Annotated in this window: 19 protein-coding genes, 1 tRNA gene and 1 riboswitch; of the genes, 14 read left to right on the top strand and 6 right to left on the bottom strand. The window is 71.8% G+C overall.

The features are described 5' to 3' along the window. The first annotated feature begins 37 nt into the window (after positions 1–37). Positions 38–1,030, top strand: coding sequence for a YafY family protein (locus HC362_RS24400; protein WP_243086256.1), 993 nt, complete (start codon positions 38–40; stop codon positions 1,028–1,030). 50 nt (positions 1,031–1,080) lie between these two features. Here the strand turns inward: HC362_RS24400 and HC362_RS24395 are convergent, their stop codons facing one another. Next, positions 1,081–2,031, bottom strand: coding sequence for an SDR family oxidoreductase (locus tag HC362_RS24395; RefSeq protein ID WP_243086254.1), 951 nt, complete (start codon positions 2,029–2,031; stop codon positions 1,081–1,083). A gap of 177 nt (positions 2,032–2,208) precedes the next feature. Between HC362_RS24395 and HC362_RS24390 the strand changes: the two genes are divergently transcribed. Next, complete coding sequence (locus HC362_RS24390) at positions 2,209–2,730, top strand: DUF4240 domain-containing protein (RefSeq protein ID WP_243088794.1); 522 nt, start codon at positions 2,209–2,211, stop codon at positions 2,728–2,730. A gap of 37 nt (positions 2,731–2,767) precedes the next feature. Here the strand turns inward: HC362_RS24390 and HC362_RS24385 are convergent, their stop codons facing one another. Continuing rightward, positions 2,768–3,211, bottom strand: a complete 444-nt coding sequence (locus tag HC362_RS24385) for a MarR family transcriptional regulator (protein ID WP_243086253.1) — start codon at positions 3,209–3,211, stop codon at positions 2,768–2,770. A gap of 79 nt (positions 3,212–3,290) precedes the next feature. Between HC362_RS24385 and HC362_RS24380 the strand changes: the two genes are divergently transcribed. From HC362_RS24380 to HC362_RS24360, 5 genes are all read left to right on the top strand, one after another. Continuing rightward, a complete protein-coding gene (locus HC362_RS24380) occupies positions 3,291–4,430 on the top strand; it encodes an SMP-30/gluconolactonase/LRE family protein (protein ID WP_243086251.1) in 1,140 nt (379 codons plus the stop codon). A gap of 43 nt (positions 4,431–4,473) precedes the next feature. Continuing rightward, positions 4,474–5,361, top strand: a complete 888-nt coding sequence (locus tag HC362_RS24375; protein WP_243086249.1) for a TIGR01777 family oxidoreductase — start codon at positions 4,474–4,476, stop codon at positions 5,359–5,361. A 225-nt stretch (positions 5,362–5,586) separates the two neighbouring features. Continuing rightward, complete coding sequence (locus tag HC362_RS24370) at positions 5,587–7,074, top strand: FAD-dependent oxidoreductase (protein WP_243086248.1); 1,488 nt, start codon at positions 5,587–5,589, stop codon at positions 7,072–7,074. Between the two features lie 191 nt (positions 7,075–7,265). Continuing rightward, a complete protein-coding gene (locus HC362_RS24365; RefSeq protein WP_243088793.1) occupies positions 7,266–7,502 on the top strand; it encodes a hypothetical protein in 237 nt (78 codons plus the stop codon). A 127-nt stretch (positions 7,503–7,629) separates the two neighbouring features. Further along, positions 7,630–8,658, top strand: coding sequence for a DMT family transporter (locus HC362_RS24360; protein WP_243086246.1), 1,029 nt, complete (start codon positions 7,630–7,632; stop codon positions 8,656–8,658). Here HC362_RS24360 and HC362_RS24355 read toward each other — a convergent pair. Then, positions 8,573–10,918 (bottom strand): germacradienol/geosmin synthase, encoded by a 2,346-nt coding sequence (locus HC362_RS24355; RefSeq protein ID WP_243086245.1) that lies wholly within the window; start codon positions 10,916–10,918, stop codon positions 8,573–8,575. The genes HC362_RS24360 and HC362_RS24355 overlap by 86 nt on opposite strands. Before the next feature lie 158 nt (positions 10,919–11,076). Between HC362_RS24355 and HC362_RS24350 the strand changes: the two genes are divergently transcribed. From HC362_RS24350 to HC362_RS24325, 6 genes are all read left to right on the top strand, one after another. Then, positions 11,077–11,808: a hypothetical protein gene (locus HC362_RS24350; protein WP_243086243.1), complete on the top strand. Its 732-nt coding sequence runs from the start codon at positions 11,077–11,079 to the stop codon at positions 11,806–11,808. 191 nt (positions 11,809–11,999) lie between these two features. Continuing rightward, positions 12,000–12,073 (top strand) — tRNA-OTHER (locus HC362_RS24345). Between the two features lie 184 nt (positions 12,074–12,257). Beyond that, positions 12,258–12,440: riboswitch (cobalamin riboswitch) on the top strand. A gap of 65 nt (positions 12,441–12,505) precedes the next feature. Beyond that, on the top strand, positions 12,506–13,627 hold the full coding sequence (locus tag HC362_RS24340) for an ABC transporter substrate-binding protein (RefSeq protein WP_243086242.1): 1,122 nt from the start codon (positions 12,506–12,508) through the stop codon (positions 13,625–13,627). A 19-nt stretch (positions 13,628–13,646) separates the two neighbouring features. Beyond that, positions 13,647–14,672, top strand: a complete 1,026-nt coding sequence (locus HC362_RS24335; protein ID WP_243088792.1) for an iron ABC transporter permease — start codon at positions 13,647–13,649, stop codon at positions 14,670–14,672. Next, positions 14,669–15,496: an ABC transporter ATP-binding protein gene (locus HC362_RS24330; protein WP_243086240.1), complete on the top strand. Its 828-nt coding sequence runs from the start codon at positions 14,669–14,671 to the stop codon at positions 15,494–15,496. Before HC362_RS24335 ends, HC362_RS24330 begins: the two co-directional genes overlap by 4 nt. Next, positions 15,493–16,302 (top strand): (2Fe-2S)-binding protein, encoded by an 810-nt coding sequence (locus HC362_RS24325; protein WP_243086238.1) that lies wholly within the window; start codon positions 15,493–15,495, stop codon positions 16,300–16,302. The genes HC362_RS24330 and HC362_RS24325 overlap by 4 nt, the downstream gene beginning before the upstream one ends. A gap of 89 nt (positions 16,303–16,391) precedes the next feature. Here the strand turns inward: HC362_RS24325 and thrS are convergent, their stop codons facing one another. The 3 genes from thrS to HC362_RS24310 all read right to left on the bottom strand — a co-directional run bounded on the left by thrS (position 16,392) and on the right by HC362_RS24310 (position 21,376). Then, positions 16,392–17,627, bottom strand: coding sequence for a threonine--tRNA ligase (thrS, locus tag HC362_RS24320; RefSeq protein WP_243086237.1), 1,236 nt, complete (start codon positions 17,625–17,627; stop codon positions 16,392–16,394). A 262-nt stretch (positions 17,628–17,889) separates the two neighbouring features. Next, positions 17,890–18,027 (bottom strand): hypothetical protein, encoded by a 138-nt coding sequence (locus HC362_RS24315; RefSeq protein ID WP_243086235.1) that lies wholly within the window; start codon positions 18,025–18,027, stop codon positions 17,890–17,892. 184 nt (positions 18,028–18,211) lie between these two features. Then, the gene (locus tag HC362_RS24310) at positions 18,212–21,376 is read right to left on the bottom strand and encodes a BTAD domain-containing putative transcriptional regulator (protein WP_243088791.1); all 3,165 of its coding nucleotides are present in this window, start codon (positions 21,374–21,376) and stop codon (positions 18,212–18,214) included. A gap of 197 nt (positions 21,377–21,573) precedes the next feature. Between HC362_RS24310 and HC362_RS24305 the strand changes: the two genes are divergently transcribed. Then, on the top strand, positions 21,574–23,787 hold the full coding sequence (locus HC362_RS24305) for a tetratricopeptide repeat protein (RefSeq protein WP_243086234.1): 2,214 nt from the start codon (positions 21,574–21,576) through the stop codon (positions 23,785–23,787). Positions 23,788–24,078 lie beyond the last annotated feature (291 nt).

Below are 24,078 nucleotides of genomic sequence, written 5' to 3'. Positions count from 1 at the left end.
TAACAGCGGGACACGGCCCACGGGAGGAGTATTCAGCATGCGGGCAGCCCGGCTGATCAGGATGGTCCTGCTGCTCCAGGCACGGCGGGAGATGACGGCCGCACAGCTGGCGGAGGAGCTGGAGGTCTCCGAGCGTACGGTCTCGCGGGACATGCTGGCCCTCTCCGAGGCGGGCGTGCCGGTGTACGCGGACCGGGGCCGCGCGGGCGGCTACCGGCTGATCGGCGGCTACCGTACGCGGCTGACCGGCATGGGCCGCACCGAGGCGGAGGCGCTGTTCCTGTCGGGCGTGCCCTCGGCGCTGCGGGACCTGGGGCTGGACGACGCGGCCTCGGCGGCGAAGCTGAAGGTCTCGGCGGCGCTGGACCCCGCGCTGCGCGATGTGCACGCCAGCACGGCGCAGCGTTTTCACCTGGATGCCCCGGGCTGGTGGCAGGCGCCCGAGACACCGCCGCTGCTGCCCACGCTGGCCGACGCCGTCTGGTCGGACCGGAGGGTGGCCGTCCGCTACCAGGGGAAGAGCGGCCAGGTCGAGCGGCAGCTGGAGCCGTACGGGCTGGTGCTGAAGGCGGGCCGGTGGTATCTGGCGGCCCGTGTCCCGGCGGATGCCGACCGCCGGGGCCGGGACCCCTGGAGGGTGTACCGCGTCGACCGGTTCACCGAGGTGGCCGTCCACGACGAGCGCTTCGACCGGGACGCCGATTTCGACCTCGCCGCCTTCTGGACGGAGCAGGCGGCCGCGTTCGCGCGCGCCATCCTGCGTGAGCAGGTGACGCTGCGGCTGACCGGGCCGGGCGCCCGCCGGCTGCGGTACGTCACCGACCGGGCCGCCGCCGAGGAGGCGCTGGCGCGCGGCACCGTCGACGACCAGGGCCGTACGACGGTGACGCTGCCGGTGGAGAGCGAGGAGGTGGCCTACGAGCAGCTCCTCGCTCTCGGCCCGGAGTGCGAGGTACTGGCGCCCGGCTCCTTGCGGCGCCGTTTTGTGGGGGCGGCGCGCGCCATGGGCGCCCTCTACTTGGCGGAGTAGCCCCCGGGGGCGCTGGGCGCGCAGCTCCCCGCGCCCCCGGGAGGGGCCGTCTAACGGTAGGTGCCGGCGTCCAGCGGTTCCTCGGCGGTGTCGAGGTCCATCAGATACCGCCAGGCGTCCGGTGCCGAGCCGTCCACATCCGTGAAGCCGTAGATCTTGGCGAGGCCGCCGCTGGAGACGGACCGGCCGTTCCAGCGGGCCACGTCCGGGTCGGCGGCGAGCGCGGCCACGGCACGGCCGACGAAGACGGGGCTCTCGGAGATCGCGAAGTTCGGGTCCTTGGCGCACCCGTCGCGCCACTGGTCCTCCGACACCTCGAAGTGGGTGTCGAGCATCGTCTCCGAGCGCAGCCAGCCGGGGGTCAGACAGACGGCGGTGGTGCCGTGCTCCTTGGTCTCCTCGGCGAGCGCGCGGGCGATCCGCAGGGGTGCGGTCTTGGCCAGGTCGTAGTAGACGGGCTGCCGGTAGCGCTGGTTGAACTCCTCGGTGCCGTCGGTGACCTCGATCAGCAGCCCGCCCGGCCGCCGGGTCAGCAGCGGCAGCGCGTACGTACTGGTGATGAGGTGGCTGTCGATGCCGAGCCGCAGTACGCGCAGCCCGTCGGCCAGGTCGTGCTCCCACAGCTTCTTGTCGAAGCCGACCAGGTGGTCGCCGCCCCACAGGTCGTTGACGAGGATGTCGAGGGCGCCCTGTTCGCGGTCGATACGTGCGATGAGTTCGCGCACCTGTTCGGGGTCGAGGTGGTCGACGGCGACGGCGTGCCCGCTGCCCCCTCCCCCGCCGGCACCCGCCTCGCTCGCCAGTTCGGCCGTCTCCTCGATGGTCTCGCTCGTCCGGCCGACCTCGCTGGCCCGCTCCCGGGTGGTGCGGCCCGTCGCGTAGACGGTCGCTCCGGCGCGGCACAGCTCGACTGCCATGGCGCGTCCCGCCCCTCTGGTGGCGCCCGCCACGAGAGCGACCTTGCCGGCCAGCGGCCCGTGGGAGCTGCTCGGTTCCTTCACTGTTCCTCCTTCGCTGCTGCGCTGGTTCGCAGGGGGAAGACGCTGGCAGCGATACCGGACAACCTCTGTCGGATATCGAATACGGAATGCCGTGTGGTTCATGTCTCATAACGACACAGCCGCATCTGGCGCACTCCGCGTGCGCCGCGCGCTTTCAGGCCCGATGCTGAGGGCGTGATGGACGAGACGGAGTTCTGGGAGCTGATCGACTCCACCCGCCAGGAGGCCGACGGCGACCCCCAGGAACAGGCGGATCTGCTGGTCGAGCAGCTCACCCAGCTCGACCCCGACGCGGTGACGTACTTCGCCCGCCACTTCGAGTCGCGCTACAACCGCTCCTACCAGTGGGACCTGTGGGCCGCCGCCTGGATCCTGCTGGACGGCGCGAGCGACGACGTGTTCGACTCCTTCCGCTGCTGGCTGATCGGCCAGGGCCGGGAGGTCTTCGAGGGAGCGGCGCACGACGCCGACGCGCTCGCCGAGCTGCTGGACGACTTCGACGAGGAGCTCGACGGAGACGGCGAGGAGCTGGGCTTCGCTGCCGACGAGGCGTACGAACAGCTGACCGGTACCGTCCTGCCCGACCTGGGCCTGCCGGAGGCACCGGCCGACCCGGACGGCGTGCCCCTCAACATGGAGGACCCGGTGGCGCTGGCCGACCGACTGCCCCGGCTGTGGGACCGCTTCCGGGGGGAGTGAGCCCGCGCGGGGCCGCGCCCGCCGCACGGCGCCCGGTTCACCCGGGCCGTACCGACTCCAGGTAGTCGGAGCACCGCGCCAGCAGGGAGATCAGCTGGGCGCGCTCCTCGTCGGTGAACTGGGCCGCCAGTCCCCGCTCGACCCGTACGGCGTTCTCGTCGGCTTCGGCCATCACCTGTGTCCCGAGCTCCGTCAGCCGGGTCTCCAGCACATTGCGGTGCCAGGGGTGGGGGGTGCGGGTGATCAGACCGCGCTGCTGGAGGTTCTTGAGGACCGTGTTCATCGTCGGCGCCGTCACCCGGCAGGCCCGGGCGAGGGCAGCGGCCGGGATGCCGGGGTTCTCGGCGAGCTGGAGCAGCGCCGCGTACTGAGGGACCGTCAGCCCGGCAGGCTTGAGCACGGCGTGCTTGGTCGCGTTGAGCGCGTGCTCGGCTTCCTTGATGTGCGAGCCCAGGCGCTCGGAGGCGGGCATGGAGGTCATCCACGCATCGTAGCCACCAGCCCAGAGGGAAGAGCCTTGACGAAGATTAGAGCTCTAATAGACTTGTGCATACGTTCCGATGAGAGGGCTCTCATTGTCGTGGTGGTTCTTCACCGCTGCCCTGGGCCCCTTCTGTCACTGGAGGCACACCATTTCCCGTCAGCTCTCCCCCTCCCGGCGCCGTTTCGCGCTGACCGCGCTCGCCGTGGCCACAACAGCCACCGCGCTCACGGCGTTCACCACGCCGCCCGCCACCCCGGCGACGGCCTCGCACACCGCGCACACCGCACCCGCCGGCCACTCCGCACCCGCACCCCGGCTGCGGATCTCGACCGCGTACGAGCTGCCCGGCGACCGCGTCTACCCGGAGGGGATCGCCGCCGACCCGTGCTCCGGCCGGCTGTACGCGGCCTCCTTCGAGACCGGCGCCGTCTACCGGATGACGCCAGGACACCGCGTGGCCGAGACCTTCCTGCCCGCCGGCACCGACGGACGGCACACCGCCAACGGCCTCAAGGCCGACCGCGCGGGGCGGCTGTGGGTCACCGACTCCACGAAGGGCGTCTTCGTCTACGACCTGCGCACCCGGCGGCTGCTCGCCCGGTTCGACGTCACCGGCGACGACCCCTTCTTCGTCAACGACCTCGTGCTGACCCCGGACGGCTCGGCCTATGTGACCGACAGCGTGCGCAACGTCGTCTACCGCGTCACGCCGGCGCAGCTGGCCCGCGCCCAGGCGACAGGCGGACGCGGGCAGCTGGTCACCCGCTTCGACCTGGCCGAAGTGGTGCCCCCACCCACCGACCAGGTGCCCTACACCCTCAACGGCATCGCGGCCGGGCCCGGCGGCCGCTATCTGGTCACGGCGGACATGACCGGCGGCGGCCTCTACCGCCTCGACCCGGTCACCGGCAAGGTCTCCCGCGTCCGGCTGCACGGCGCCGACCTGCGCAACGCCGACGGCCTGGAGACGGCGGGCAACAGGCTGTGGGTCGTCCACAACACCGACAACGCGCTGAGCCGCTGGCGGCTGAACCACGACGGCACCGAAGCCCGCCAGGAGGCCCGCGCGAGCGACCCCGGCCTCCAGATACCGACCACCCTGGTGCGGGAGCGCGGCACGCTGTTCGTGGTCCGCTCGCAATTCGACAAGGGCGGACCGATGGGCCCCGGTACCCCGCAGACGCCGTTCACCATCGCCGCCGTACGGGGGCTGTGAGGCACCGCCTCCGGGTTCGCTGCGGATACGTCAGGATGGGCGTATGCGCATCGCGGTCACCGGCTCCACCGGACTCATCGGCTCGGCCCTCACCCGCTCCCTGCGGGCCGAGGGGCACGAGGTGCTGCGGCTGGTACGGCGCCCGGCCGCGGCCGACGACGAGCTGCGCTGGGACCCCACGGGCGGCCGGGTGGACGCTGCCGGACTCGCCGGCTGCGAGGCCGTCGTCCACCTCGCGGGCGCACCCGTGGGCGCGCGCCGCTGGACGGACAGCTACAAGCGCGAACTGCGCGACAGCCGGGTCCTGGGCACCCGCACCCTCGCCGGTGCCCTCGCCGCGCTGGATGCCCCGCCCCGCACCCTGATCGTCGGCACGGCCATCGGCTACTACGGCGACACCGGGGACCGTGCCGTCGACGAGAGCGCCGGGCCCGGCAGCGGCTTCCTGGCCGAGCTGTGCCAGGACTGGGAGGCCGCTGCGGAGCCCGCGCAGGACGCCGGTATCCGTACCGTCCTCGGCCGTACCGGGCTGGTCGTCGCGCGCGGGGGCGGGGCGTGGGGGCGGCTGTTCCCGCTCTTCAAGGCGGGGCTCGGCGGGCGGCTGGGCAGCGGCCGCCAGTTCTGGAGCCATATCGCGCTGCACGACCACGTGGCGGCGCTGCGGTTCCTGCTGGAGGAGGAGTCGCTGTCGGGCCCTGTGAACCTCACCGCGCCGGAACCGGCGACCAACCGTGAGGTCACCGCCGCCATGGGCCGCGCCCTCCACCGCCCCACCCCCTTCGCCGTCCCCGCGCCCGTGCTCCGCGTCGCGCTGGGCGAGTTCGCCGCAGACGTGCTGGGCAGCCAGCGGGTGCTCCCCCGCAGGCTGCTGGGCGCCGGTTTCCGCTTCGCCTTCCCGACGGTCACGGACGCCATTCGCGCCGCCCTCTGAGCCCGGGTATGCATCCGGGCGCCCCCCGCGCGACGTACCGGAGAGGGGATCACACACCAACGCTCGAACACGGGTATGAGGTGGGCGCGCCGGGGCATCAGGACGAGAGCCGGATGCCCCACTTGGGCACAAGAACGCACGTACAGCACCAACGCGACAGCAGCGAGAAGGCCGAACCGACCAGCCCCCATCAGACCCGCACGCGCGTCGACGTCGGGAGGAAATGTGCTGACCAGCAGCGCACACGCAGACACCCGCACCGGGACCGGCCACGAGGAGGTGGAAGGCGCCGGCAGAGAGCGGACAGCGGACGTGGTGATCGTCGGCGCGGGACTGGCCGGTCTGGCTGCCGCGCACCGGCTGACCGCGGCGGGCCTGCGTGTCCTCGTTCTGGAGGCGGCACCCGCGGCCGGGGGACGGCTGCGCACCGATCAGCTGGAGGGGTACCGCCTCGACCGCAGCCCGGGGGTGCTCAGCCTGGACCGGGACGCCGACGCGTTCACCCGGCTGCCCGCGCTGGAGGCGCTCTCACTGCGCCCGTTCACGCCGGGGGCGCTGCTGCACGCGGAGGGCCGCAGGCACCGGGTGGCGGCCCGCAGGACGGAGCGCGGCTCCCAGCCGGTGCGGGCCGGCCGTACGGCCCTGCTCGACCGGCGCATGAGGGGCGCAGGAAGCACGCGGGGCGCATCGACCGCGTTGACGACGGCGCGCGCGCTCACCGGCGCGCGCACCCGCGCCGACATGTCCGACGCGCTGGGGCTCGTCCGGCTGCGCGTCTCCCTGGCGCGGTTCGCCTCGGTGCCGCCCCAGGGGCTGCTGTCCCGGCCCGAGGTGCCCACCTGCCAGGCGCTGACGGATCGCGGTCTGCCCTCGCGCCCGGCGGAGACGCTGGTGCGCCCGCTGCTGACCGCGCTGCTGTCGGACCCGGCGCTGACGACCTCCAGCCGCGTCGCCGACCTGACCCTGCGCGGCTTCGCCCGCGGTGGACTCGGCGTACCCGCGGGCGGCCAGGCGACCGTTACGGAGCTGCTGGCGGCGGCGCTGCCTCCGGGCACGGTGCGTACCGGCGTACGGGTCACCTCCGTCAGCACACACGCCGTACGGACCGAGGAGCACGGCACCTTCGGCTGCGCCGCCGTGCTGGTGGCGACCGGTGCCCGCTCGGCCGCCACGCTGCTGCCGGGGCTGCGGGTGCCCCAGTTCCACCCGGTGACCGTGCTGCACCACGCTGCGGAAGAGCCGCTGCCGCCGAGCGTGAGCGGCCCCTCCTTCACCGTCTGCGCCGAGCGGGACGGCACGGAACCCGACCCCGTCAGCCACACCTGGGTGGCCTCGTCGGTCGACCCCTCGCGCGCCGCGCCCGGCCGGACGCTGATCACCTCGGTCGTCCTGGGTGAGCGCGCTGCCGAGCCGCCCACGGCGCTGGACAAGGCGGCGCGGCTGCAGCTCGCGGGCGTCTACGGCACCTCGACGGACCGCTGGGAGCTGCTGGCGGCCTACCACGACCCGGACGCGGTGCCCGCGATGCCGGCCCCGCACGACCCCCGGCGGCCGGTGCGGGTGCTGTCCGGGCTGTACGTGTGCGGGGAGCACCGGGACACCAGTACCCCGCGCGGGGCGCTGAGTTCGGCGGAGCGTGCCACGGAGCAGATCCTGCGGGACTTCGGGCGTCCCGCAGCGTGCGCAGAGCCTGTGCGGGAGACCGCCGCCTAATCGAACAAAGATCCCGAACTCCCTGATGACCAGCGGGTTTTGTCAGTGGGGGCGGGTAGAATCGAGGTAGTTCCAGCAAGCGCACCGACGTCGTGAGGAGACCGTCGATGACTGCTGTCCGTTCCCGTACCTCTCGTTCGCACTCCCGCCCCACCACCCGCACCCAGCACCAGCAGCAGCACCTGCCGAAGATGTCCACCCTGCCCGTCCTGCCCAAGAAGCCGCTCCCGGCCGGCCGGCCGCGCGAGTGGTACGAGACGCACAACCGCCAACTGAAGGCGATGCGGATCGCCATAGCCCTGCTCGACACCGGCGTCTACACCGCCGAGCAGGCACGCAACCACACCATCCGGGCGACGGCCCACCGCATCGGCGTGCACCCGCCGTCGCTCACCACCTGCCGTCTGGTGCGGTCGCTGCTGCCCTGACACCGGGGCTCGAAGCCGGGAAAGGAGCACCGGAAAAACCCGTAGCGTCATGAGCATGAGTGCCCTACGGTCCTGACTGTCATATGCGGTCCGGCATGTGCGGTCGGTGAACCACGAAGGAGCCCTCATGACGGCAGGGGCAGGCAGAAAGCGCGCCGAGGGCACGGCGCTGGCGGCAGCCGGAGTCACGGTCGTGCTGTGGGCCTCGGCATTCGTCTCCATACGCAGCGCGGGCGCGCACTACTCACCGGGCGCCCTGGCACTGGGCAGGCTCGGTGCCGGGGCGCTCGTCCTGTGCGCGGTGCTGCTCGTCCGGCGCGAAGGGCTCCCGCCCAGGGCAGCCTGGCCCGGCATCATCACCTCGGGCGTCCTGTGGTTCGGCGGCTACATGGTCGCGCTCAACTGGGGCGAGCGGCTGGTGGACGCGGGCACGGCGGCCATGGTCGTCAACATCGGCCCCCTGCTGATGGCGTTGCTGGGCGGCTGGCTGCTCAAGGAGGGCTTCCCACGCCGGCTGCTCGCCGGGATGGCCGTCTCCTTCGCGGGCGCCGTCGTCGTCGGCCTGTCGGTCTCCGAGGGCAGCGGTTCCTCGCCCCTGGGAGTGGCGCTGTGCGTGCTGGCCGCCATCTCGTACGCCGTCGGGGTCGTCAGCCAGAAGCCGGCGCTGCGGCACGCCTCGCCGCTGCAGGTCACCGCGTTCGGCTGCCTGATCGGCTTCGTGGCCTGCCTCCCGTTCAGCGGGCAGCTGGTCGCCGAGGTGGCCGACGCGCCCGCTTCGGCCACCCTCAACACCGTCTACCTGGGCGTGTTCCCGACCGCCCTCGCCTTCTCCACCTGGGCCTACGCCCTCTCCCGCACCACCGCGGGGCGCATGGGCTCCACCACGTACGTCGTCCCGTTCCTGGTCGTACTGATGTCCTGGCTCTTCCTGGACGAGGTCCCCGGCCGGCTGGCCCTGGCGGGCGGCCTGCTGTGCCTGGCCGGGGTGGCCGTCTCCCGCTCGCGCGGCCGCACCCCGCGCCCGCCGCGGCCCGTGACCGGGGCCGACTCCGCTACCGCGGCACCGTCCACTACCGCGGCACCCGACCCGCAGCAGTCCTCCCCAGCCGGGCAGCCGACGTCCCCAGTCCCGCAGGGCCGTCGAACGGCCACGTAGGCAGGAAGTGGCGGCGCAGATCCGCCTCGGTGTACCGGCGGCAGCCGTGGTGCCAGGCCAGGATGCCCGCCATCCAGTTCTCCAGCTCCCGCACATAGCCGTCCAGCGCCGCGCGCTCGGCCTTCCCCAGCGCGAAGTCGTCGTAGAGCACGGGGAACTCGTTGGCGGCCACGTGCCGGAACTGCCGCATCCGGGACTTCATCAGATCGTCGACGATGCGCAGCGCCGTCGGATAGTCGCAGTCGAAGAAGTCGCGGACGACCAGCAGCCCGTTGTGCAGTTCGCCCTCGAACTCGATCTCCTTCTGGTACGAGAAGACGTCGTTGAGCAGACAGGCGTAGTCCGCCGCCGCGTTCTCCAGCGACTTCATCGGACCGCTGCGGTAGATCTCCTCCGGGATGGTGTCGGGCTGGGTGAGCCGGCACAGGCTCATGGTCAGGTCCGAGCCGAAGGTACTCCGCCGCATCTCCACGTAGTCGACCGGGTCGGGGATGCGGTTCTGCGTCTGGTTGTCGAGCTCCCACAGCCAGCTGGCTGCCATGGTCTCGATGGCGGCACGGAAGCGGCGGCGCTTCGCGGGGCTCATCGGACCGGCGGTGCGCATCCACAGATCCGCCAGCGAGCGCTCGAACGGGCTCGCCGGGGGTGTGCCGGGCGCCCCCGCTTCGAGCGCTCCGGCTTCGGGCGCTCCGGCTCCGGGTGCTCCGGCTCCGGGTGCTCCGGCTCCGGGTGCTCCCGCGTCGAGCGCTCCCGCTCCGGGCACCTCGTCGACGGGCATGAACAGCGACAGCCGCTCCGTGCACGCCTTGGCCCCCGCCAGATCGCGGGTGCGGCCGAAGCGCGCCGGGTAGTAGTCGTCCCCCCACGTGCCCCAGGCCAGCCAGGCGGAGGCCAGGTCGAGCTCGTCGGCGGTCGCGTCCGGGTGGATTCCCGCGGCACACAGCGGCAGATCGTAGTCCCGCATCAGCTCCTCGTCCCACACCCGGCCGCCCGGCACGTCCGGTTGCGGCTCCAGCAGACCCATCGCGTGGGCCCAGGCGATCACCCGCTCCCGTGCGCCGTCCAGGTGCGGGCTGAGCCGGTGCTCGAACGGCATCTCGAAGTCGGGCAGCACCGAGGGACCGGTGCGCTCGTGCGGCACATGGCTGAAGGAGCGGACGCGCCGGGCCTGTGCGCGGGTGTGCGGGCGCAGCAGGTCGGCGGCCGAGGTCCCCAGCCCGGCCGGGACGAACGGGAGCCGCGCCGGGCCGCTGCCGCCCGCTCCGCCCCCGTTCATATAGCGGCTGGAGCGCATGTGCCACTCGTGGCCGCCGGACTGCCAGTCCTGGAGTCCCTTGGTGTAGGCGGCGATATCGGCGCACTGGGCGGGATCGAGGCCCTTCTCGGCGCAGAGCGCGGGCACTTCACCCAGCGCGGTGTGCTCGAACTGCTGGAGCCGGGAGGTGAGCAGGTCGTTGACGGCGTCGGCGGCCTCCTGCGTCGAACACCCCAGGAACGTCTCCAGGACGAGTACGCCGTTGGACAGCTCGCCCTCGTCCCGCGTCTCCCGCTCGTAGGAGAACAGGTCGTTGCGCAGGTGCACGGCGTCGGAGAAGGTGTCGCGCAGTACGCACAGCGGGCGCGAGGCGGCGACCGCCGCGGGCACCTCGGCGTGTGCCGCGAACTCCACAAGCCCGGCCGACCACGGCGCACCGCCGACCTTGCGCCGCATCTCGATGTACTCGACCGGGTTCGGCACCCGGCCGATGTTGATGTTGGACAGCTCCCACAGCGACTCGTTGAGCAGGTTCTCGGTGCTGACGGCGAACCGCGCCCGCCAGTCGGCCGACATGGCGGGCACCGTCCTGGCCCACAGGTCGGCCAGCCCCGCCTCGACCGGGTTGACCGGCTCGGGCACCGGCGCCGCCGAGTCGTCCTCCAGCGGCATGAACAGCGGCAGCCGGTCGAGATACGCCTTGCCGCCGGCCCGGTCCTGGGTGCGCTTGAACTCCTCCAGGAAGTGGTCGTCGAAGAAGAAGACCCACACGTACCAGTCGGTGACCAGCGCCAGGTCCTCGGCGCTCGCGTCGGGGTGGGTGTAGGCGCACAGCAGCGCGTAGTCGTGCGCGTCCAGGTCGGCGGTCTCCCAGATCCCGGAGCCCTCCAGCATCCCCATCTTCCCGGCCCACTCCCGCGAATGGGCCCTGGCCTGGTCGACGTGCGGGTTGAGCCGGGCGGGGTAGGGCACGTAGAAGTCGGGCAGTTCGAAGGGTTGCGACAACGTGACTGTCCCCCAGCTCGTCGGATCGGTGCTGACTTGGCCTACCCGCGCTGGAATGACGACCATCCTTTTTCACTCGTACGTGGGAAGCCGCTGTTACCGATCCGTCGAACAAATTACGTGGTCCGACTCGGTGTTGGGCTGCTAGCTTCGCAGTCGTGGCGAAGCTGAATCAGATCATCGCAGTCGAGAAGGGCGTCAAGTCCAAGGTGGCCCAGGACCTGGCGCAGGCGCAGCACGGGCTGACGAAGCCGCAGATGCTGGCCGGTATCTCGCGTACGTACCAGCCCAAGGACGAAGAGGGCGAGCAGCTTCCGCCGGAGTCGACACGGGTCCAGGTCAAGGCCGAGGATGTGCTGAAGGAAACGGCGAAGATCCTCACCCGGCTGTTCGATGTGACGGCGACGAAGGACTGGGCGAACCTCACGGCTCGCGCGGATGTCGTCGTCGACGGCCGCACCGTCCTGTCCGAGGTGCCCGTCTCCTATCTGCTCTTCCTGGAGAAGCAGTTGGGAGAGCTCGGCTCCTTCCTGCGCAAGCTGCCCGTCCTGGACGGCGCCGAGGCGTGGGAGAAGGACCCCTCCACGGACTGGTGGAAGACCGAGCAGGTCCGTACGGTGCGCACCAAGAAGGTGCCGCGCAACCATGTGAAGGCGGAGGCCACCGAGAAGCACCCGGCCCAGGTCGAGGTGTACTACGAGGACATCCCCGTCGGCTACTGGACCACGGTCAAGTACTCCGGCGCACTGCCCGCGCGCCGGGTCAACGAACTGCTGGAGCGGCTGGACAAGCTGGCGGCGGCGGTGAAGTTCGCCCGCGAGGAGGCCAACAGCACGGAGGCCACCGACCAGCGCGTCGGGGACGCCGTCTTCGGCTACCTGTTCGCGTAGGCGGCGGCACAAGACGCAAGACGCAAGACGCGGAACACAACTACAGACTCCCCGGGCCATGGGGTTCGACGCCCTTTCGGCCCGGGGTGCGCCAGGAGCGCAAAGCTGAAGCTGAAGCTGATGTGTGAACCCCCGGCGACCTGCCCTCATGCAGGCGCCGGTCAAGCTCAACCTCTCGCTCCAAGCTCAGCATCGCCGTTCATCGCCCGGCAACCGGGGTGGTGACGACCTCGAGACGCCGGTTCGAACCCGGCCGGCGGTTCCACATGCCGCCGTGGTGGAGTGGCTCCACGCGAGGACATCGCCGAACGATCCGCCCATGAACCGTCAGGGCGTGCGAACGAGCGGCACCCAGGACCCCGGGGCCGGGCAAAGCCCCGGGGTCCTTTTTGCCGTTTCTCCCCCGCTCTCCCCCACTCTCCCTCGCTTCCTGCGGTCTGCCGCCCGCGTGGTACGTTTCAGCCGCCAGTCAAACCCTTGATCGGGTCAGGGAATCCGGTGCGAATCCGGAGCTGACGCGCAGCGGTGTGGGACTGGGGCGCGCACAAGGCCACTGGGGACACGAACCCCGGGAAGGCGCGACGCCCCCGCAGTCCCGAGCCCGAAGACCTGCTGGCATCCGCGTCCGGAAGGCCCCGGGCGCGGTGGCACGCCGGGCCCCGCGACTGGGCTCACGACGGAGAAGGATCACCTGGCCATGCGCCGACCGCGCCGTATCCGCGCACTCCTGCCGGGGCTCGCCCCGGCACTCGACCCGACCGCCCGCCGCCGTCCCGCCCGGGTGGCGCTCGCCTCGCTGCTGCTGATACCCGCCACCGCCTGCGCGGGCGGCTCCGGCGGGGACCGGGCACAGGAAGGCGCCTCCGCCGAGGGCTTCCCTTACACGGTCACCAACTGTGGTGTGAAGACGACCTTCACCGCCCCACCGCGGCGTGCCGTAACCATGAACCAGCACGTCACCGAGATCATGCTGGCCCTCGGCCTGCGGGACCGGATGGCCGGCACCGCCTATCTCGACGACCGCATCCTGCCCCGTTACGCCAAGGCGTACCACCGCGTCAAGGTGCTCGCGAAGAAGTACCCCTCGAAGGAGACGCTGCTGGCGGCCAACCCCGACTTCGTCTACGGCGGTTACGCCAGCGCCTTCGACAAGTCGGAGGGGCGCGAGCGCGCCGCCCTCGCCGAGTCCGGCGTCAAGACCCGTCTCAATCTGGAGAACTGCACCGAGGACGTCGGGATCTCCACACTGCACCGGGAGATTGGTCAGGTCGGCCGTACGTTCGGCGTCCCCGACCGGGCGGAAGCGCTGATCAAGAAGCAGGACCGGCAGCTCGCGGCCACCGCCGAGCGGCTGAAGGGGGCCGAGCGCACCCGGGTGTTCGTCTACGACAGCGGCGACAGCTCCGCGTTCACGGCGGGCGGCAAGGGCATCGGCAACGAGATCGTACGCCGCGCCGGGGGCCGCAACGTCTTCGCCGGCATTCGGAAGAACTTCGCAGACGTCTCCTGGGAGAAGGTCGTCCAGCGCAAGCCGGAGGTCGTGGTGATCTACGACTACGGCGGGACGACCGTGGCGCAGAAGAAGAAGCGGCTGCTGGACGACCCGGCGCTGGCGGACGTGCCCGCCATCAAGAACCGGCGGTTCGCGGTGCTGCCGCTCTCCTCGGCGGTGCTGGGGCCGCGCGTGCCGGACGCGGTGGACGCGCTGGCCCGCCAACTCCACCCGGAACGGGCGGCGGACAGCCAGGGCAAGGACGGCCACGGCAAGGGCGGCCCTGGTGAGGACCGCCACGCCAAGGACGGCCGTGGGGCGGAGTAGCGCGGTGCGCAGCGGTGCCATGCCGGTCGGCTCCAAGGCGCGGTGGACGCTGGTGGCCGCCGCGCTCGTCGCCGTACTCGTCGCCGGGGCGCTCGCCGGGCTGGCCCTCGGTTCGGCGCGGATACCGCCCGGCCAGGTGCTGGCCGCGCTGACGGGCCGCTCGGGGCCCGGCCCGTTCACCACCATCGTCCTCGATGTGCGGCTGCCGCGCGTGCTGCTGGCCGCCGTGGTCGGAGCCGGTCTGGCCCTGGTGGGCACGGTGCTGCAGGCGCTGGTACGCAACCCGCTGGCCGACCCGTATCTGCTGGGGATCTCCTCCGGAGCCTCGACCGGAGCCGTGCTGGTCGTCGTCCTGGGTGTCGGCGCCGTCTCGATGCAGGCGGGCGCCTTCGCCGGGGCGATGCTCGCGCTGGTCGTCGTCTACGCGATGGCGCGGGGCGGCGGGACGCTGACCGCGCTGCCGACGGGACGGCTGGTGCTGGCGGGTGTGGCGGTGCAGTACGTGCTCTCCGCGCTGACGAGCCTGGTGCTGGTGACCTCCTCCGAGAACGAGCATCTGCGGGCCATCCTCTTCTGGACCCTGGGCGGGCTCGGCCAGGCCCGGTGGCACACGCTGCTGCTGCCCGCGCTGGTGCTGGCCGCCGGATCGGTGCTGCTGCTGGCGCTGGCCAGGCCGCTCGACCTGCTGCTGGCCGGTGAGGAGGGCGCCACCGTGCTCGGCCTGGACACCGGACGCTTCCGTGCCGCCGTCTTCGTCCTCGCCTCGCTGGTGACGGCGGTGCTGGTGACGGTGAGCGGCGCGATCGGCTTCGTGGGGCTGATGGTGCCGCACGCGGCGCGGATGGCGGTCGGCGCCGGGCACCGTGCGCTGCTCCCGGTCGCGGCACTGGGCGGAGCGGCGTTCCTCGTACTGGCCGACCTGGCGGCACGTACCGTCGCGGCGCCCGAGGAGATCCCGGTCGGTGTGCTGACGGCGCTCACCGGCGGGCCGTTCTTCCTGTGGATGCTGCGCCGCTCGCACCGCACCGAGGGGGTGACGGCGTGACCGGTCCGGGTGCGCTGCGCGCCGAGGAGGTCTCCTACGAGACGGCCGGCGGGCGCCCCCTGCTCGACAGGGTGACGCTCCAGGCCCGGCCCGGCGAGACCGTCGGTGTCGTCGGGCCCAACGGCAGCGGCAAGACGACACTGCTGCGCTGCGTCTACGGGACGCTGCGGCCCACCGGCGGGCGGATCACGCTCGACGGCGACGACGCGGTGGCACTGGGCGCCAAGGCGCGGGCCCGCCGGGTGGCGGCCGTACCGCAGGACGCGAGCGGCGGTTTCGGGCTGACCGTACGGCAGGTGGTGGCGATGGGCCGCTCCCCGCACAAGCGGTTCTGGGAGGGCGACACGGCACGGGACGCCGAACTGGTGACCGAGGCGCTGGAGCGGACGGGAGCGGCCGCGCTGGCCGCGCGGCCCTTCGACGAGTTGTCCGGGGGCGAGCGGCAGCGGGTCGTGGTGGCCCGCGCGCTGGTGCAGGACGCGGCGCTGCTCGTCCTGGACGAACCGACCAACCATCTGGACGTGCGCTACCAGTGGGAGCTGCTGACGCTGGTGCGGGAACTCCCCGCCACCGGCCTGCTCGCACTGCACGACCTCAACCTCGCCGCGTACTTCTGCGACCGGCTGTATGTGCTGCGGGACGGGCGCGTGGTGGCGGACGGCACGCCGGAAGAGGTGCTGACGGCCGGGCTGCTGGCCGAGGTGTACGGGGTACGGGCGGAGGTCAGCGTCCATCCGCGGACGGGTGCGCCGACCGTGGTGTACCTGCCGCCGGCCGGCCTGTCGTCGGCCGGCCTCCCACGGACCAAGGGGGTGCCGGGATGAGCGGGTCGTACGCACACGCGCCCGTACCCCTGGACGAGTTGACGGCGCTGGTCGAGCTTACCGACCTCGCCTCGGCGTACGGCCCCCGTTACCACATGCTGCCGGGCGACCCGCCGGCCGCCGAAGCGGACGCGGGCGAGTGGCTGCCCGCGGACCGGCTGGCGACCGCGGGCTCGGCCGAGCTGAGCCGGCTGCTGGACGCCGAGTGGCGGGGCAGCGGCCACCGCACTGCGCACGCGGCGGCGCTGACCCTGATGGCCGTGTACGCGGGCCGGGTGACGGCGGCGGCGATGCTCGGCTGGGTGCTCGACGGCCGCGTATGGGACGTACGGCCGCCCAACCTCCTGGTACGGCCGGGCAGCCACGGGATCGCGGGCGTCCGGCTGCGGGCCCCACGGCTGCTCGCGGCACCCTGCCGGGACCATGCTGCCACCGTGGCCGCCCTCCACGAGGCCGTGCTGAACAGCCATCTGCTGCCGCTCGCCGCCGCGCTGCACCGGGCCACCCGCGCCGGGCTGCGGCAGCTGCACGGCGGAGTGGCACACGGCTGCGCCACCGCGCTGAGCGCTGCCGCACCCCGCCCCACCGCCGAACTGGCCCACCGCTGGGCGCAGTTCACCACTCCGGTACCCCGGCTGGCCCGGCTCGGCGAGCTCGCCGAGGTCACCGGCGCCGACGGCAGCAGCCGCCTCCACTACCTGCGCAACACCTGCTGCCTGTACTACACCAGCGCGGAGGCGGTCCGCTGCGCGAGCTGCTGTCTGACACCGCGCGCGGACCGGCTGCGGGCGTACGCGGCTCGCTGAGACCGCGCCGGGGCGGGGCGGGGCATCGTCCTATCAGCTCGCTCTCTACCCCTTCCCGGCCTTCCGGCGCCTGGCCTTCCGGGGCGCGTTCACCACAGCTCGGTGCTGTGCCGGGCCACGAGTGCGGCGATCCGGTCGACGGCCTCGCTCCCGGGGAACGGTCCGAGGCGGCGGCCGTCGCGCAGCCGCAGCGCGAGCAGCCCGTCGGCGGCCTCGCGGGGACCGATCACCACCTGGTACGGCACGAGCCGCGCCTCCCGTACGCGGGCGCCCAGGCTGCCACGCCCGGGAGGGACCAGTTCGGCGCGGAGTCCTGCCCGGGCGCAGCGCCGCTCGAACGCCTCACCCTCGGGCACCTGCGCCTCCGATACCGGCAACACGGTGACCTGGGTCGGCGCCAGCCACGCCGGGAAAGCGCCGCCGTGCACCTCGATCAGCTGAGCCACGGCACGCTCCACGCTGCCGATCACCGCTCGGTGCACCATGACGGGCCGGTGTTTGCCGCCGTCCGCGCCGATGTAGCGCAGATCGAAGCGTGCGGGCTGGTGGAGGTCGACCTGGACGGTGGAGAGGGTCGCCTCCCTGCCCGCCGCGTCGGCGATCTGCACATCGATCTTCGGCCCGTAGAAGGCCGCCTCGCCCTCCGCCGCCTCGTACGGCAGCCCGGACTCCTCGAGTACCCCGGTCAGCAACGCGGTGGCCTGCCGCCAGGCGTCCGGGTCCGCCGCGTACCCGCCGCCGGGGGCCGGGAGGGACAGCCGGTAGCGGGCCGCCTCGATACCGAGTGCCCGGTAGGCGGCCCGGATCAGCTCCAGCGCCGCCCGCGCCTCGGCGGCGACCTGGTCGAGGGCGCAGAAGATGTGCGCGTCGTTGAGCTGGATGGCCCGCACTCTGGTCAGCCCGCCGAGCACGCCGGAGCGCTCGGCGCGGTACATGGCGCCCAGCTCCGCGATCCGCAGCGGCAGTTCACGGTAGCTGCGCGCACGGGACCGGTAGATGAGCGCGTGATGCGGGCACAGGCTGGGCCTGAGCACCAGCTGTTCGCCGTCGCCGCCCTCGCCCGCCTCCAGCGGCGGGAACATGTCGTCGGCGTAGTGCGCCCAGTGTCCGGAGAGCTCGTACAGCTCCCTCTTCCCCAGCGCGGGCGAGTACACATGCTGGTACCCCGCGCGGCGCTCGACTGCGCGCACGTACTCCTCCAGCGCGTGCCGGACGGTGGCCCCGTCCGGCAGCCAGTACGGCAACCCGGCACCGATCAGCGGATCGGTGCCGAACAGGCCCAGTTCGCGACCGAGCGAACGGTGATCGTGGTGTGCGGTACTCATACGGCTCTCCCTGGTGCTCATGGCGGCGGGCGGGCACCCGGGAGAGCGGAACGACGAAGCCCCGGGCGCTCGGCCCGGGGCTTCGGTGATACGTCTGTGACGTGGCTCAGCGCGCCGGGACCTGGTCCGGCGTCGTCGTCCTGGCGATACATGCGGCACGCTGTGGCATGCCGGGCAAGGTAGCAGAGCTCCCCCTCGCCGGTCGCCAGGTTTTACTACGGCGGCCCCGGCGCACCTGCCGCGAGGTGCGCCGGAGCGCAGGTCACGTCGGGTTGCAGATCCCGTACCGAGCCGTCTGGACGGATATGGCAGCAGCCGACGGGGCCGCCGCGGCAACGACGGCGAGGGAGAGGAGCACGATGGTGCCGTAGGTCGCCGCTCTGCGTAGTGCGCTGGTCAATTCAGGCCTCTCGGGGTGTGGGCGATCTTGCAGAGGGGAATGTTTAGCACACATGGCTGAGCAACCGCAAAAGCGTGCGAGATGCCTTTGGCAGTTGCCAGTCGCCGCCCGACGCCACATTCCGAGAGGGCGTGGATTTTCGATTTCCTACGAACGTATCTTTCCCGCTTCGTAGTTGTCGTGTTCACTCAGAGCTTGTACCGCGAACGGCACGGCGCCGGGCCTCGGCCAAGACCTCCTCGGTCCTGGACACCTCTTCGGAGGAGCCGGTGCACCTGGCCACGGCGAGGGCGGAGGTAAGATGGTCGACGGCCAACCCCGACCGGCCACGGGCGAGTTCGACCTGCCCGGTCAGCCGCAACGCCTGCGTCTCCTCGTCGGTGGCGCCGATCTCCCTGGCGATGCCGAGAGCGCGACGGGCATGGCTCAGTGCCGTATCCAGAGCGCCGGAGGAGAAAGCGGCGCGCCCCAGCCCGCACAGTGCGGCCGCCTCGTTCTTCTTGTCGCCCAGCTTTTGAAAGGTCTCCAGGGCGAGGGTGTATTTTTCCCTGCCTTCGCCGTTCTCGCCCAGGGCGAGGAGGAGTTCCGCAATATTTGCATGGGTTATGGCGACGTCCGCGCGACTCCCGGTGTTCTCGGCTAGGTGCAGGGCCTCCTCGTATGCCTGTCGGGCGGAATTGAACGCGCCAGTCACCCGGTACAAGTCTCCAAGGTTGTTCAGCGTTTTCCCGAAATTTCGCGGGTCGCCGGAGGCAGAAAATCCATTGAGGGCTCCCTGGAAGTTTCGCAGCGCGAGCTCGTGCTCTCCGAGGTAGAGCTGAGCAATGGCTGTGTTGTTCCGGCATCTGGCTTCCGTCCAAGGGTCCTGCAGGACGGCACACAGTTCCAGGGAACGCTTGTTGAAGGTCAGGGCCATCCGGTTCTCGCCCGTGTGCCAGTGGAGGATGCCGAGAATACGCAAGGCTCCGATCTCGCTGGGAACGTCACCGTCTTCCCGGGCCAGCTCCAGCGCTGAGCGGGCCGCGTCATCGGCAGCCTGATAGCGGGCGGTGCTGGAGAGGACGGAGCTGAGATCGAGCAGGGACCGGCACAGGGCCCGCCGGTCACCGGTGCTCCGCCAGTACTGGACGGCGTGCTCGTGCATCCGGGCCGCCTCGGCCCACTGGGCCTCAGCGTCGAGGTAGTCGGCCAGCGCGTCGGCGAGCAGTGCGGCACGTTCGGGCATACCGTGCTCGCGTGCGTACTGGTGCGCCGACAGCAGGTTGAGCAGTTCGGTGGCCAGCCACCGACGGGCTCCCTCAGTGGTATCGATCCCAGGCGGAGGCGAAATGGCTGGTAGGGCGTGCGGGGTCCGACTGCTCTCTGCCGCAGCAACGTCCACCGGGGTACGCGGGGCTCTGGAGGGGTACAGCAGGCGGTCACAACCACCGGCAGTGCGCACATAGAAGTCGATCAGCCGCGCGACCGACGCCTCGTACGTGCCGCCGTCCTCTCCGTCTTCCCCGCCCTCCCCACCCTCCGTGCTCTCCTCTTCCCGGTGTACGGAGCACAACGTGCGGGCGTACTCGCCGAGGAGGTCGTGATAGCGGAACCGATGCGGGGACGGTTCCTGGATCAGGTGGCCCCTCAGCAGGTCCTCCAGGACGCGTTCGGTCTCGGCCACGGGCCGACCGAGCAGGACGGCCGCCGCGTGAAGACCGAACTCCGGCCCGGTGTGCAGACTCAGCCGCCGGAAAGCGGAGCGCTGCTGTGGGGCGAGTGTCTGGTACGACATCGCGAAGGCGCTCGCGATCTCCCGGTATCCGTCGCGTATCTCGACCAGTCGTCCAGGTGCCCGCGCCAGCCGTTCACTCAGTTCGCGTAATGTCCATGAGGGGTGTGCTGTCAGCCGACTGGCAGCGATCTCGATGGCCAGCGGAAGGTAACCGCACTGGTGGACGATGCCGGCCAGTTCGGCGTCCTCGGCCGAGTCTGCGCCCGGCAGACCGAACTCCTGGTCGGCTCCGCTGGTGAGCTGCCGGAAGAGGGCGATGGCATCGTCCCGCGGCAGAACGTCCAGGGCGAGCGAGCGGACAGCGCCCAGCCCCACCATCCGGGATCGGCTGGTGATCAGGGCCAACGAGGGTGGGGCCGCCGGGAGCAGCGGCTGGATCTGCTCCGGACCGGCGGCGTCGTCGAGGATGACCAGGGTCCGGCTCTCCGCCAGGTGTCTGCGCCACATCGCGGCGCGCTCCGCCAGGTCACCCGGTATCCGCGCGGCGGGCACCCCGGCCAGTCGCAGCAGGGCGCCGAGGGCGGTCCGAGGACTCATCGGCTGCTGAGCCGCGGCGTGCGCGTGGAGGTCGAGGTAAATGCGGCCGTCCGGGAAGTGCTCCTGTAGCTCCTGGGCGGCATGCAGGGCCAGACAACTCTTGCCGACGCCTGCCATTCCGGAGATGGATTCGACCGCGATGGCCGGACTGCGCTCGCCGTCCGCCAGGGCCGCGCCCCGCAGTCTGCGCATTTCGCGCTGCCTGCCGATCAGTGGTGAGTGCCGGGGCAGATTGTCCGGCGGATTCGCAGTCCGTACCGGTTCGGCGGCCGGTTCGGGGCGGGAGAGCTGCCGTACCGGGGCCCGGCGGAGTATGTGCTGGTGGATACGGGCGAGTTCGTCCCCCACATCGGCTCCGCAGGTTTCCCGGAGCGTCTGCCGGGCCCGTTGATAGACGTTCAATGCCTCGGCGTGCCGTCCGCTGCCGTAACAGGCGATCATGAATTGCCCGATGAGGGTTTCATCCTCCGGGTGCTGCTCGACGATGGAGGCCAGTTCTCCCGCGAGCTCCGCGTACCGCTCCAGCCGCAGTTCCATGGCGATGCGAGAGGCGGTGACGCTCCGGTGCTGCGCCTCGATGGCCAGCCGCGTCGAGGCGGCCCAGGAGCCGGGAAGCCCGGCCAGTGGTGCGCCCCTCCACAGTTCCTCCGCGGCGTGGATTCCGGCCACGGCTCGGATGTCGTCACCACCGTGGGCGAGCTCCGTGGCGGCGGAGGCGAGGCGGCGGTACCGATGCCAGTCGACGTGGTCCGGGTCGGCCTCCAGCGTGTAGGTGTGGGCGTGCTGGGTGATGGTGGCGGGGGCGGCGGGATGGATCTCGCGGAGTGCCTTGCGGATCCGGGAGATGTAGACGTGCAGATTCTCCCGGGGGCTGTTGGGCGGATAGTCCTCCCAGAGCCGGTGCACCAGGGTGTCGAGAGAGACCGGGTGGCCGAGTTCGGCGGCGAGTGAGGCCAGCACGAGGCGGGCCTTGTCAGACCCAAGGCGAGGTGTCCGCCCCCGGCCGGAGAGTTCGACCGGGCCGAGCAGATGGATCATCACCAGCGTTTCCTCTCGCCGGCACCTACGCGGAGGTGAGCATGACACCGAGCGCGCCCCAACACCAGTACGCGTCGAACTTTTGGCCTAATCGCACCTCGTTGGTGGGTCATTGCCGGGGTAAAGCACAGAAAGCCGGAGAGGTGCAGTGTCATATGCCAAATGCATCAACAAGGGCACGTCGAACGGGGTGGCGGATGGACACGGGCAGCGGTGCCGATGACCACGAGGACGACGGCCGGGCCGACAGCGGCGTCAACGCCGGACGGAACGTCATCGGCGGAAACACCACCCTGCACGGTGTCACAGTCCAGGCCGACCAGGTGCACGGCGGCATTCACGCCCACCTGCCAGCGGCGCCAAGGCCGGTGCCTCGGCAACTTCCGCCTGCTTCCCGGAACTTCACCGACCGCGAGGCGGATCTGCGGGCGCTGGAGGAGCGCCGCGCCCGATCGGCGGATACCGCGCCTCCGCTGATCGTGGTCACCGGACCGGGCGGAGTCGGCAAGACAGCGGTGGCGACGCACTGGCTACGGCACTTGGCCGACCAGTACCCGGACGGCCAGTTCTATGCCGACCTCCGCGGCCATACGGCGCAGGACGCGGCGGCCCCCGGCGAAGTGCTGGGACAGTTCCTCCGCGCGCTCGGCGCACCGACGGCGCGCGGGCTGGCGGAGCAGGCGGCGACGTGGCGCTCCGCGACGGCCGGACTGCGCATCGCCGTACTGCTGGACAACGCGTTCACAGCGGCCCAGGTGCGGCCGCTGCTGCCGAGCGGCGACGGCAGTCTGGCCGTCGTCACCGGCAGGCAGCGACTGACCGGTCTGGGCACGGACGGCGCCGACTTCCACGAACTGCGCTCCCTCCCGCCCGCCGCCGCGAAAGAACTGCTCCAGCGTGGAGTGGGCGCCGAGCGCATCGGACAGGAGGCGGCAGCCGCCGGGCGCGTGGTGGCGTTGTGCGCGGGGCTGCCGCTGGCGCTCTGCCTGGTCTCGGCGCGCTTGGCGGCCCGCCCGGGGCAGCCGGTGCGAGCCATGGCCGACGCCCTGGCGAGCGATCAAAGACGCCTGGCGGCGCTCGACGTGGAAGGAGAGAGAGCGGTGCGGGGAGTACTGGAAGAGTCGTACGCCGCCCTGAGTCCGCCTGCGGCTGAGCTCTACCGGGGACTCGGGCTGCTACCCATGACGACGTTCGATCTACGGCTGGCCGCCGCTGTGTGCGATGTACCGTTGGCCGAGGCCGAGGCGCGCCTGGACGCGCTGGTGGAGGCCAATCTGCTGGAGGACCACGGCGAGGTGGGCCACCGCTTCCACGACCTCGTTCGGTTGCACGCCGGGGAACGCGCGTACGCCGTCGAGGACACGGCCGCCCGTGCGGCACGGGTGCGGCGTGCTTTCGACGTACGGCTGGCGGCCGTGGCCCGGGCCGAGCGACTACTGGTGCCGACGCGGCGGCCGATGGCACGGGACCATGCGGCGCCGACGGAACGTATCCCGGACTTCCACGACGAGCCCGCCGCCCTCGCCTGGCTGGAGTCCCAGCGACTCGACCTGATGCGGCTGCTGCGCGAGGTCGCCGAACGCGGCTGGCACGCCGCCACCTGGCAACTTGTGGATGCCATGTGGCCGCTCTTTCTGCGGCTGCGCCACTACGACGACTGGATCGAGGCACATCGCATCGGGCTGGCAGCGGCACGCCGCGCACAGGACACCGCCGCCGAGCGGCAGATGCTCACCTCCGGCGCGGCCGGCCTGAGCAGCGCCGGCCGGCTCACGGAGGCCGTCGAGTGGTACCGCCTTGCCCGTGACTCGGCACGCGCCGCCGGTGCCGAACGTCCGTACGGCCAGGCTTTGCTGGGACTCGGTGCCTGTCTGTACGAGTCCGGGCGCGGGGCCGAGGCCGTGCCGCATCTGGAGAAGGCCATCGAGGTATGGGAGAGGATCGGGTATCTGCGGGGCACCGCACTGGCCCACATCGTGCTCGGCGAGATCGCCCTGGAGCGGGAAGCCTTCGGAGAGGCGGTGGACCGCTTCGCCCACGCCCACCGCACGCTCGGCACCGTCGAGGATCCGCACGACGAGGCCCGCGCGCTGGCCTTCCTCGGCTTCGCCCACAGCTGGGCCGGGCAGGTGCGCCTCGGTACCCGCGAACTGGGCCGGGCACTGGAGGTGTTCGTCCACGCGGGCTCGGCCCACTGGCAGGCAAGGACACTGGAGATGCTGGGCCTCGTCGCCGAGGCCCAGCGCGACCCGGGGACCGCGGACGCCCACTACCGGCGAGCCATCGCGGTGTGGTCGCCGATCAGCCCGCGTGACGCGAACCGGTTGCAGGCCAGACTGAAAGCTCTGGCGGACCGGATGCCCCCCGGCGAGAACAGGGACGAGGACGGGGCCGGGACCGGGGACGGCTGAGCGGCGTCACCGTGACCCCGGCCAGTGCCCCGCGCGGACATCCGGCCTCCTCCCACCCGTACAGCAGCGACGGCAGCAATGGCACTGCCCCTGTCGTGGTGCACCACATCGGCTGCCCCGGCCGGGAAGCTCCCACCCACGCGCCGGGTGCCGCGGGCAGCGCCACCAGGGCACACCCCGGGTGCTGCGTCAACAGCCGCCGAAACAGCTCCGGAAGCTGACCGAGGGGCCTCAGTCGGTGCCCGTACAGCACATCGGCACAGTCCAGTAGCCCGGCAGGAGGACGGGTGT

The sequence above is a fragment of the Streptomyces sp. 891-h genome (assembly GCF_022760275.1).
GTDB lineage: Bacteria > Actinomycetota > Actinomycetes > Streptomycetales > Streptomycetaceae > Streptomyces > Streptomyces spirodelae.
This window is presented reverse-complemented; position numbering and strand designations above follow the sequence as displayed.